General features: G+C 54.1%; 10 protein-coding genes and 1 tRNA gene. 3 read left to right on the top strand and 8 right to left on the bottom strand.

Annotation, left to right across the window (positions count from 1 at the left end; genetic code table 11):
• The first annotated feature begins 27 nt into the window (after window positions 1-27).
• From GF423_RS01865 to GF423_RS01855, 3 genes are read left to right on the top strand one after another with little or no spacing between them, the layout of a single operon-like run.
• Window positions 28-636 carry a sugar transferase gene (locus tag GF423_RS01865; RefSeq protein WP_154326762.1) on the top strand — a complete coding sequence of 203 codons (609 nt, stop codon included), beginning with the start codon at window positions 28-30 and terminating at the stop codon, window positions 634-636.
• A 5-nt stretch (window positions 637-641) separates the two neighbouring features.
• A complete protein-coding gene (locus GF423_RS01860; protein WP_154326761.1) occupies window positions 642-1289 on the top strand; it encodes a PglD-related sugar-binding protein in 648 nt (215 codons plus the stop codon).
• Between the two features lie 40 nt (window positions 1290-1329).
• Window positions 1330-2574: a DegT/DnrJ/EryC1/StrS family aminotransferase gene (locus tag GF423_RS01855; RefSeq protein WP_154326760.1), complete on the top strand. Its 1245-nt coding sequence runs from the start codon at window positions 1330-1332 to the stop codon at window positions 2572-2574.
• Between the two features lie 187 nt (window positions 2575-2761).
• Here the strand turns inward: GF423_RS01855 and GF423_RS01850 are convergent, their stop codons facing one another.
• From GF423_RS01850 to GF423_RS01815, 8 genes are all read right to left on the bottom strand, one after another.
• On the bottom strand, window positions 2762-3772 hold the full coding sequence (locus tag GF423_RS01850; RefSeq protein WP_154326759.1) for a GGGtGRT protein: 1011 nt from the start codon (window positions 3770-3772) through the stop codon (window positions 2762-2764).
• 21 nt (window positions 3773-3793) lie between these two features.
• Entirely contained in the window at window positions 3794-4486 is a 693-nt protein-coding gene (locus GF423_RS01845; RefSeq protein ID WP_154326758.1) for an iron-sulfur cluster assembly scaffold protein, read from the bottom strand.
• Between the two features lie 249 nt (window positions 4487-4735).
• Window positions 4736-5155: a lipocalin family protein gene (locus tag GF423_RS01840; RefSeq protein ID WP_154326757.1), complete on the bottom strand. Its 420-nt coding sequence runs from the start codon at window positions 5153-5155 to the stop codon at window positions 4736-4738.
• A gap of 109 nt (window positions 5156-5264) precedes the next feature.
• Window positions 5265-5564, bottom strand: coding sequence for a hypothetical protein (locus GF423_RS01835; RefSeq protein ID WP_154326755.1), 300 nt, complete (start codon window positions 5562-5564; stop codon window positions 5265-5267).
• Window positions 5565-5734: 170 nt separating this feature from the next.
• A tRNA-Gly gene (locus GF423_RS01830) sits at window positions 5735-5807 on the bottom strand.
• Window positions 5808-5846: 39 nt separating this feature from the next.
• A complete protein-coding gene (locus GF423_RS01825; protein ID WP_154326753.1) occupies window positions 5847-6245 on the bottom strand; it encodes a hypothetical protein in 399 nt (132 codons plus the stop codon).
• Window positions 6246-6395: 150 nt separating this feature from the next.
• Window positions 6396-8174: a 30S ribosomal protein S1 gene (gene rpsA, locus GF423_RS01820; RefSeq protein ID WP_154326751.1), complete on the bottom strand. Its 1779-nt coding sequence runs from the start codon at window positions 8172-8174 to the stop codon at window positions 6396-6398.
• 156 nt (window positions 8175-8330) lie between these two features.
• Window positions 8331-11342 (bottom strand): PD-(D/E)XK nuclease family protein, encoded by a 3012-nt coding sequence (locus GF423_RS01815; protein WP_154326749.1) that lies wholly within the window; start codon window positions 11340-11342, stop codon window positions 8331-8333.
• Window positions 11343-11362: the final 20 nt, after the last annotated feature.

The following is an 11362-nucleotide window of genomic DNA, read 5'->3' as shown; positions in this document are numbered from 1 at the left end:
ATGGTTTATAATGATTTAGATTCTTTTATGTACAGGCATTTCTTTAAGCGAATATTCGATTTTGTGCTTGCACTCCTGGCCTTGGTGTGCTTGAGCCCGTTGTTGCTTGTCGTGACCGTGTGGCTGCATTTTGCCAACAAGGGGGCTGGCGCTTTTTTTCTTCAGGAGCGGCCTGGCTTGCATGGCAAGCTGTTTAAAATCATCAAGTTCAAGACCATGACCGATGAGCGGGCTGCCGATGGCACATTGCTCCCCGACATGCAGCGCCTCACCCGTGTGGGCCGCTTCGTGCGCTCCACCTCGATCGACGAACTGCCACAGCTCGTCAACGTGCTCAAGGGCGACATGGCCCTTATCGGCCCCCGGCCTCTGCTGCCACAGTACTTGCCGCTCTACAGCCCCGAGCAGGCCCGTCGCCACGACGTGCGCCCAGGCATCACTGGCTGGGCCCAGTGTCACGGCCGTAACGCCATCTCGTGGGCCGAAAAATTCAAGCTCGACGTGTGGTATGTCGATCACCTCTCCCTGAAAACCGATATTAGCGTCATTTTCACTACAATAAAAAGGGTGTTTCGTCGCGAAGGCATCAATGAGAGCGGTGATGCTACAATGGAGCCTTTCAACGGAAACAGTTGACTATAATGAAAGATATTGCAATTTTTGGAGCAGGTGGCATGGGAAGGGAAACTGCTTGCCTCATCGACCGATTGAATAAAAGCGGTGAAAGCTGGAATTTCGTTGGTTTTTTCGACGACGGACTTCCTGTTGGCCAGCCAATATCTCACTATGGCAAGGTGCTGGGAGGCATCGATGTCCTCAACGCCTGGCCTCATGATATTGCCCTTTCAATTGCCCTCGGTAATCCTGACCTTGTTTTTAAAATCAAGAACGCCATTGATAACCCTAGAGTATCGTATCCCAACCTCATTGACCCGTCGTTTGAAATCGTTGACCCTGAAACTTTTTCGATAGGCGTGGGCAATATCATCCTGCAGCATTGCATGGTTTCGTGTGGAACTAGTATCGGCAATTTCAACTTGCTCAATGGAGGAGTGTCGTTGCGACATGATGTGGTTGTGGGTAATTACAATTGCATCATGCCCGAGGTGCGCATTTCTGGGAATGTGGAAATCGGAGACTGCAACTTTTTGGGAGTTGGAAGTATCGTGATACAGCAGATTAAAATAGACAATCGTGTCCATTTGGGTGCTGGTGGGGTGATGATACGAGACCCCAAAAATGGCTACCTTTATGTGGGAGTGCCTGCAAAGGCAGTTAAGCCCTTGTGAAGTTGGAACTGATAATATTTGATAATAGAAGAGATATTTTATGGAAAATAAGCGTGTGTTACTGTGCCTGGCTCACATGAGCGGCAACGAAATGAAATACATTCAAGAGGCATTCGACACCAACTGGGTGGTGCCGCTTGGTCCCAATGTGAACGCATTTGAAGACGACTTGAAGCAGATGTGCGGCGGAGGCAAAGAAATAGTGGCCTTGTCGTCGGGCACTGCGGCAGTGCACCTGGCGCTGGTGGCGCTGGGCGTGGGCCGCGGCGATGAGGTGATGTGCCAGTCGTTCACTTTCTGTGCTTCGAGCCACCCCGTGGTCTACCAGGGTGCCACTCCCGTCTTTGTCGACTCTGAGCCTGGGTCGTGGAATATGGACCCCGATCTACTGGAGCGGGCCATCGTCGACCGCATCAACAAGACGGGCAAGAAGCCCAAGGCCATTATCGTGGTCTACCTCTATGGCATGCCGGCCCGCATCGACGAGATTGTGGCCATTGCTGGCAAGTACGACATACCGCTCATCGAGGACAGTGCCGAGGCTTTTGGCTCACGGTTCGACGGCAAGGTGGTGGGCACGTTCGGGCAGTTTGGCATCATGTCGTTCAACGGCAACAAAATGATCACCACCTCGGGTGGTGGCGCACTGGTGTGCCCCGATGTGGCGACCAAAAACAAGATCATGTATTATGCCACCCAGGCCCGTCAAAGCTATCCCTACTATCAGCACGTCGACATAGGCTACAACTACCGCATGAGCAACATATGTGCAGGTATAGGGCGCGGCCAGATGACAGTGCTCGATGAGCACCTGGCCCACCATCGCATGCTGGCCAAGATGTATGCCCAGGCCTTTGCCCACTGCGACGGTATCGATTTTCACGACAACCCAAGCAACCGCTACGACAGCAACTTCTGGCTCAACACCATCACCCTGGCTCCAGGTGTGCACGTCAAGGGCGAGGATCGCGCCTATGCTACTGTGGTGCATGGGGCAGTGGGTGGTGCTGCCGGCGTGGTGATGCAGGCTCGCGATGCCCACACTGGCTGTGAGCCCGACAAAGCCGTCGAGGCAATGCGCCTGGCTCTCGACAAGGCTAATATCGAGAGTCGGCCACTGTGGAAACCTATGCACAAGCAACCAGTCTACAAGGATGCTCCCGCCTATGTGAACGGTGTGAGCGAGTCGTTGTTCAAGCGCGGGTTGTGCCTGCCCAGTGGTCCCATGGTGACGCGCGACGATGCCCAGCGCGTCATCGACACCATCAAGTCGAGCATCGAGTAGAAGCTCGGCAGCCAGCAACCCAAGTAGAGAAAGTTATATTGCGACAGCCCCTGCAACCTTTAGTGTGTTGCAGGGGCTGTCGCGTTGTTCTATAGGCGAGTCGCCCAATTTGAAAAAAAAACTGCAGGGCACACACAAGAGTGTGCCCTGCAGAAATGTGTGTGTCGCAATATATATTGCTTATTGCTTATTTTGCGAGCGCTTGAGCCACGTCGACGGCCACGGCCACGGTGCAGCCCACCATGGGGTTGTTGCCCATGCCCAGGTAGCCCATCATCTCAACGTGGGCCGGAACCGAGCTCGAGCCGGCAAACTGGGCGTCGCTGTGCATGCGGCCCATGGTGTCGGTCATGCCATAGGAAGCCGGGCCGGCAGCCATGTTGTCGGGGTGCAGTGTGCGGCCTGTGCCGCCGCCCGATGCCACGCTGAAGTAGGGCTTGCCTGCTGCCAGGCGCTCCTTCTTGTAGGTGCCTGCCACGGGGTGCTGGAAGCGGGTAGGGTTGGTCGAGTTGCCGGTGATCGACACGTCGACGCCCTCTTTCCACATGATGGCTACGCCCTCGCGCACGTCGTCGGCGCCATAGCATTTCACCTTGGCACGCTCGCCGTCGCTGTAGGGAGTCTCTTCCACCACCTTGAGCTCGCCGGTGAAGTAGTCAAACTCGGTGCGCACATAGGTGAAACCGTTGATGCGGCTTATGATCTTGGCGGCATCCTTGCCCAGGCCGTTCAGTATCACGCGCAGGGGCTCTTTGCGCACCTTGTTGGCAGCGCCGGCAATCTTGATGGCACCCTCGGCAGCGGCAAACGACTCGTGGCCGGCCAGGAAGGCAAAGCACTTGGTCTCGTCGCGCAGCAGGCGTGCAGCCAGGTTGCCGTGGCCCAGGCCCACCTTGCGGTCGTCGGCCACCGAGCCAGGAATGCAGAAGGCCTGCAGGCCCAGGCCAATGGCCTCGGCAGCGTCGGCAGCGTTCTTGCAGCCTTTCTTGAGCGCGATAGCTGCGCCCACCACATAGGCCCACTTGGCGTTCTCAAAGCATATCTGCTGGGTCTCTTCGCAAGTCTTATAAGGATCGATACCATACTTGTCGCAGATGGCGTTGGCCTCTTCCACGTCTTTGATGCCTGCGGCATTGAGTGCAGCGAGCACTTGCTTCTCGCGACGGTCTTGTGACTCGTAGTTAACTTTTCTCATCATAATTTTGTATCCTCCTCCTTATTATTCTTTACGTGGGTCAATATATTTAGCTGCATTCTCAAAACGTCCGTAGTGGCCCTTGGCCCCTGCAAGCGCCTCCTCGGGGGTCTTGCCCTTCTTCAAGGCATCGGTAAACTTGCCCAGGCTCAGGAACTCGTAGCCTATCACCTCGTTGTTCTTGTCGAGTGCCATGCGGGTCACGTAGCCCTCGGTCATCTCAAGATAGCGCACACCCTTGGCCTTGGTGCCAAACATGGTGCCCACCTGGCTGCGCAGGCCCTTGCCCAGGTCTTCGAGCGATGCGCCCACGACCAGGCCGCCCTCGGAGAAGGCCGACTGGGTGCGGCCATACACAATCTGCAAGAAGAGCTCGCGCATTGCCGTGTTGATGGCATCGCACACCAGGTCGGTGTTGAGCGCCTCGAGTATGGTCTTGCCAGGCAGTATCTCGGCAGCCATGGCAGCACTGTGGGTCATGCCCGAGCAGCCTATGGTCTCGATCAGACACTCCTCGATCACGCCCTCTTTCACGTTGAGCGAGAGCTTGCAGGCTCCTTGCTGAGGAGCGCACCACCCGATGCCGTGAGAGAAGCCCGAAACGTCTTTTATTTCTTTCGACCTAACCCATTTTCCCTCCTCTGGAATTGGAGCAGAAGGGTGGTTAGCACCCTTAGCTACGCAGCACATGTTCTGTACTTCTTGTGAATAAACCATTTTCAGTTCTTTTTTAAATAGTACTATTAAGTTTTCTTATATCTTGTGAATTAGTTGTATATTCCTGATCTTAACATTAGCCGAAATCAACCCTATACATTTCTGGCTTGTAAAGTTACTAATAAAAGCGCTATCTGCCGTTATGGCCCGTGATTATTTAATGTTTTTTAGAAATCGGTCCATTGCCCGCGGGATCCTCCCGGGCCGTGAGCGATGGGGCGGGGCAGGTGCTGCCTGCGGCTGGGTGGGCTATTTCTTTTTCTTTCGCGCGTAGGCCGCCCAGAGCTTGCCGCCCGAGTACAGGAGCAGGCTGTCGGGCTTTATAAACCGGTAGGCATATTTCATGGTGTCGCGCCTTGCCAGCTTCTTGACCTGCACTGTGGCAATCAGCGTGATAGAGTCGGGGTGCTCGCTTGCACTCCAGGCCTCGATGGCTACCTGCCGGTTGTTGATGCTCGAGGCCTTGCCGCCGTCGTCGAGCCTGAAGCCCGCGGCCGAGTCCTGGCTTGCGGCCGTCGTGGCGAGCCACGTGCCGCACAAGGTGGCCGTGTCTTGCAAGTCTTGGGCGAGGGTGTCGGGCTGGCTGGCCCGTGTGGCTTGCCCGCTGTGGCCGCACGAGGTCGCTGCGAGGGCAATGGCAGCCGTGATGGCGATGAGTGTATTCTTCATTTTTTTCTCTTTTGCTGGCGATTGTTTCTTTTTCTGCCTGCAAAATTAACCACTATATTTCACACTTGCAACATGTGGGCGCGGCACTGGTCGCCGGGCAGTTGCCGTGTCACCACAGGCGGTACTGCAGCCCGTCGCGAGGCGTGCCCCCCTTGAGGCCCATGACGCCCATGGCAGCTGGCGTGTTGTTGCGCATGGCATAGGCCATCGTGGTCGTCCATCCCTGGGTCTTGTTTCTTATCGTGAGCTTGGCAAGGCCTATGTACTTGCCCGCCATTGCTATCAGGAATTTTGCAACCTCTTGCAGACTCGAAAAATTGCTCTTGCTCACCGAGGCCAGTATGCGGCCGTTCACCTCGATCGAAGCAATCACGTGGTCGGTTGTTGTCAGTGTATTGGCATTCATCATTTACCTCCATTTCTTTTTTCTATTGCAAAAATAGAAGGTATAAGTGCCAATAACTTGCCCAGCAAGTACAACAATAGTTAAAAAACAGTTGTGCCACTACACACGCAAAAAGCTCAAAACCCATAACTATGGGTTTTGAGCTTTGCACTGTGTCGTGGCAACACGTGTTGAGCGGTAGACGGGGCTCGAACCCGCGACCTGCGGCTTGGGAAGCCGCCGCTCTACCAACTGAGCTACTACCGCGTTTCTCGCGTTAAGCTTTAGAGAGAGATGCTTCAGGCCCTAATACTCATCGGCCTTGGCACGATTGCTTTGCCTGAGCGATAGCACGCTGTCGCCCACCTCGGGGTCGCTGTTGTGGATGTAGGTCACCACCATGGTGTCGCCTTCAACCCAGGTGTCGACCTTGCTGGGATCGATATCGGGGTAGGAGAACTCATGCTCGCCCCCGTGTGCATCTTGCAGCTCTATGCTCGAGTGGGCACCGCCTATGGCCACGCCCGTCAGCGTGTCGGCTTTGGGGGTGCCTGGCGTCGTGACCTCTTGCCTGCTCGCTTGTTGCGCCTCGCTGCCCGCCTGGCTGTTGTCGTCGTGCGACTTGCCGGTGTCGGGTGTGCAACTGGTGAGCATCGTCACTGCCGTTGCCAGCGTGGATAATATGAGCAACGCAACGCGTTTCATCGGGTTTTCTCTAAATGCGTTGCAAATGTAATACTTTTTGGTGAATGATACAAATAAAAAAAAGCAAGCGGCAACCCCCTGTTGCGGTTGCCGCTTGCGCTATTTGTGTTCAGAAAAAAAATCTGGTTGTGTCCTGTAGCGAGATAGAGATTACTTCTGCTCACCCTTCTCGAGCTTGGCCTTGAGCTCAGCCAGCTGGCTGATGTCGCCCAGGGTGGTCTTCTCGATGGTGTTGTTGATCATTGGCTCTTCCTCGCGCTTGTTGCCCTTGTGAGCCTTGCGGTTCTCATCTTTCTGCTTGTCTTCGAAGATGCGGCTGTGCGAGAGAATGATGCGCTTGGCATCCTTGTTGAACTCAATCACCTTGAAGGGCAGTTTCTCGTCTTTCTTGGCCTGAGTGCCGTCTTCCTTCACCAGGTGCTTGGGAGTGGCAAAGCCCTCGACGCCATAGGGCAGGCTGATGACTGCGCCCTTGTCGAGCATCTCGGTGATAGTGCCCTCGTGGATGCTGCCCACCTTGAAGATGGTCTCAAACACATCCCAGGGATTCTCTTCGAGCTGCTTGTGGCTCAAGCTCAGGCGGCGGTTCTCCTTGTCGATCTCCAGAACCATCACGTCGATGTCGGCACCTATTTGAGTGAACTCGCTCGGGTGCTTGATCTTCTTGGTCCAGCTCAGGTCGCTGATGTGAATCAGACCGTCGACACCCTCTTCAAGCTCGACAAACACGCCGAAGTTGGTGAAGTTGCGCACCTTGGCAGTGTGCTTGCTGCCTACAGGATATTTCTCTTCGATATTCTCCCATGGATCGGGCTTGAGCTGCTTGATGCCGAGCGACATCTTGCGCTCCTCGCGGTCGAGAGTGAGGATTTGGGCCTCTACCTCGTCGCCCACCTTCATGAAGTCTTGAGCGCTGCGCAGGTGCTGCGACCAGCTCATCTCGCTCACGTGGATCAAGCCCTCGACACCGGGAGCAATCTCCACAAATGCACCGTAGTCGGTCATGACCACAACCTTGCCCTTCACGCGGTCGCCCACCTTCAAGTTGGGATCCAGCTTGTCCCACGGGTGTGGCTGCAGTTGCTTCAGGCCCAGTGCTATGCGCTTCTTCTCCTCGTCAAAGTCGAGAATCACCACATTCAGCTTCTGGTCGGGTTGAACAATGTCGGCAGGGTTGTTCACGCGGCCCCACGAGAGGTCGGTGATGTGAATGAGGCCGTCGACGCCACCCAGGTCGATAAACACGCCATAGGGGGTGATGTTTTTGACTGTGCCCTCGAGCACTTGGCCTTTCTCGAGATGAGAAATGATTTCTTTGCGTTGCTGCTCAAGCTCTGCCTCGATGAGAGCTTTGTGCGATACCACAACATTCTTGAACTCTTGGTTGATCTTCACAACCTTGAACTCCATCGTTTTGCCAACGAAGACATCGTAGTCGCGTATGGGCTTCACGTCGATCTGGCTGCCGGGCAGGAAGGCCTCGATGCCAAACACGTCTACAATCATGCCACCCTTGGTGCGGCACTTGATGTAGCCCTTGATGACTTCGTCGTTAGCAAGCGCTTGGTTAACGCGTTCCCAGCTCTTGGATGCACGGGCTTTCTTGTGTGAGAGCACAAGCTGCCCCTTGCGATCCTCCTGCGACTCCACATAGACTTCTACGGTGTCGCCCACCTTGAGGTCGGGATTGTAGCGGAACTCGTTGTAGGGAATGATGCCGTCCGACTTAGCACCGATGTTAACCACCACCTCGCGCTTGTTGATAGAGATGACAGTACCTTCGGTCACTTCGTGGTCCTTGAACGAACCCATCGACTTGTCGTAGGTTTTTTCCAGTTCTTCGCGAGATTTCTCGCCTTGAGTGTCGCCTTTTTCAAAGGCTTCCCAATCGAAATCCTCGATTGGAGAATTTTTTAATTCTTCGCTCATTTAAAATAGTTAATAAAATTAGTTAATTGCGTTTGACAGATTCGTTCCCGCCAAACCGAGTGCAAAGATACTCATTATTTTCGAGTTAGCAATATTTTTGACTTTTTTTCAAGTCAAAATCAAGCGCATAGCCCTCACACCGATGCCCGTTGTGGCTTATCGCCGGCAAAATTCCACAAACTTGCAGTAGCTGCACGGGGGCGCCTGCTGGGTGGCATCGCATTGCTTCAGTTTGACCTCTCGATCGAAGAAATTGCTCATGACCCTGTCGATTTCGTCAACAAACTCAGCGTTGACGTTGTGCTTCTTCTTTTCAGGGCTCGCGTCTGCATATTCTGCCTTGAAGTCTGCAATCTCGTTGGTGCCATAGAAGATGCCCGACTTGTCCATGTCCTTCAGCTTGTAGATCACAGGCTGTATTTCCTTCTCGCCAGGGTGCTCCTGTGCATAGGCATTGCAATACAGAAACAGCTGCATGATGGCTTGCAGTTTGCTTTTGGTCGGGTCGACGAGGTCGGCGGTATATGAAAATTTTGTCTCGTCGCCGCCTGTCTTGTAGTCGATTATTCTCAACGGCCCCTTGCCGCCTATCTTGTCGGCGCGGTCGATGCGGTACATGAAGTTGAATTGCTGTTTTGCGCCTGGAAGCTTGAGCGTGAGCTCGTGTTGCTGCTCGCACTCATATATCTCAAAGTAGTCGGTTTCGTGCTTCTTGAGCAGGTCCAGGTCGTGGGTCAGCACCTTTTTTACAAAGATTATCAGGGCGTCCTTTACTATCAAGGCATCGCCAGTGAGCGGGTCGTCGAGCTCGGCCTCCTTTTTGTGCAGATACAGGCTGTTGGTGTTGCTCACCACACAGTTCTCGAGCCTTTTCTTGATAAACCCTTCGATGGCGCCCTTGTTCACTATATTGTGCTTGCCGGTGCCATTCAACTCGGCAGGGTAGTACAATTGCTGCAGGGTGTCGTGCACAATGCTGCCAAAGGTGGAGGCGTCCATAAACTCTGAGTCGTCGTTGTCTTCGTTCAGCTTCTGGATGTGATGAAAGTAGAACTTGAGTGGACACCTTATCAATTCCTTGATGCTGCTTGCCGACAGGTATTGCCCCGAGGCCTCTTGCCTGTAGGCCTCGATTGCCTTCCAAGTTGCCTCGTCCTTGTCGATGCTTATTGCGAGGCTGCTTGCAGGCTTTATCTTCATGTTGAGCTGTCTGAAGTGCATTTTCACGCCATATATTTTCTCGAGTTGGTCGATAAATCGAGAGTGCTCGCCCGAGCCGAGCGATTGGGTGGTGGTGTCGTAGAGCAGATACACATTCTCGGCACGGCTGATGAGCCGGTAGAAGTAATAGGCGGTCATCGACTCTTGATGCTCGATGGTCGACATTTGGTAGTGCCGGCGCATGTTGACCGGAATAAAGCTGCTCGAGAAGTACTTGCGGGGAAAGATGCGTTCCGACATCGACAGCATGATGAGATTCTTGAAGTCGAGGCACCTGGTTTCCAGCATGCCCATCACCTGCAGCCCGGCCAGGGGCTCGCCCTGGAAGGGGATGGTGTAGAGCGAGGTCAAGCGGTCGATGAGATAGAAAATCGAGCATTCGCACATGGGTATGCCGTAATGCGAGATGACGTCTTGCGTCTCGTTGAGCACATCGAGGTACTGGCGTGCAAAGGCCGCCTGCAAGCTCATGGGCTCATCCTCGGCATCGGGGTCGGGGGCTGCGGCATTGCACTGCTGGCCTGTAGCCAGGCACGTTTTCTCTACAAAATGCTTGATACGCTCGATATAGCACTCGATCTCCTCCTCGTTCTTCACGTCGTGTATGGTCTCAAACAGGTCGGCAAAGCCATAGCCGGAAAATTGCTTTTCGGTGATGGTGTAGGCGTTGCTGTTGTCAATCTCGCTGGTCAGCCGAGTTGCCTCGGGGCCGTAGTGCGACTTGATGACAGGGTGGGAGAGCACGCACTTCACATCTTCTTTCAAGAAGGCGAAGTCTCGCTTCCCGCCCTCGCGCCGGGCTCGGCTGTGCATCTGGGCCACAATGCGCATGAGCGAGACGATGCTGCTGCCCCGCAGCGGGTAGCCCAGGGTGACGTTGATATTGGGCACCTTGTCGCTCACCGAGTTGAGCAGCGGGATGAAAAGGCTCTCGTCGGGCAGCACGATGGCCGTGTCGATGGCATTGTTCACATCGGCAATCTTCTTGCTCTCGACAAGCTCGTCTACCACTTGAAATGCATATTTGGCCTGCCCCACATTAGAGGGTATGCCTATTACGGTGATGTCGGGAAAGTCATTAATCTCGGTCTCGTCGATGGCGTTGGGAAAATCCTTGATATAGGTGCTTATGAATTTTGTTGCTTGATTGGTCTTGTCGTCGCGAAACGCTCGCGAGTTGTAGTCCCAGCAGAATTCGGCCAGCCCTTTCTGCTTGAGTTTCTTGAAAATCTCTTGCTCGCACTTCGAGAGCACGTTGAAGCCCGCAAAGATGTATTTGTCATGTGGCAACTCCTGGGCCGTGGCCTTGTCAACGCACTGCACAGCTTTTTTCAGCGACCTGCCGTTGTAGGACAGCTCTTCTTGGTCGAGCAGCTTGTTGAATGTCACATACAGCGAGTGCAGTTGCTCCCACAGCTTGACGTACCGGCCTTCCACACTTTTCCACAGTGTGTCGCTGTCCTGGCTGTCGATGTGCACCTTGAAGATGTTTTCAATAGCCTGTTTAAGCTCAGGCGTGAGGTAGTCGGTGCCTATTTCCTTCAACTCCTTCACGTTCCTGAAAATCTGCTCGGGATCTACCATATACATGTCTACATCGTTGAAGTCGCGCAGTATGGTGTTGCCCCAGAAGATGAATTTGTCAAATTCTTGAAGGCTATTGTCGTCGGCTATCTCCTTGTAGGCGTTGTACAAGATTGAAATCGCCTCGATGGGTGTGGCCAGGGTGTCGCCTGTGATTTCTGCCACCAGTTCGGTTATGGTTTCAACCTCGGGCAGCATTGTTGTCGCAGCGCTGGTCGACCGGGTGAAATAGTCTTTGAAAAACTGGCCGCTACGCCGGTTGGGAAACACAAAGCAGTAGTTGCTCAGGTCAATGTCTTTGTTTAAGTAGTGCGTGGCCACCTGTTCCAGAAACGGAGTGTGCTTTCTATCGCTCGATGTCATGGTTGTGTGGATTTAAATTG

It is taken from the genome of Sodaliphilus pleomorphus, assembly GCF_009676955.1.
GTDB classification, from domain to species: domain Bacteria; phylum Bacteroidota; class Bacteroidia; order Bacteroidales; family Muribaculaceae; genus Sodaliphilus; species Sodaliphilus pleomorphus.
The sequence above is the reverse complement of the archived record's forward strand: the minus strand, read 5'-3'. Positions and strand labels throughout refer to the sequence as shown.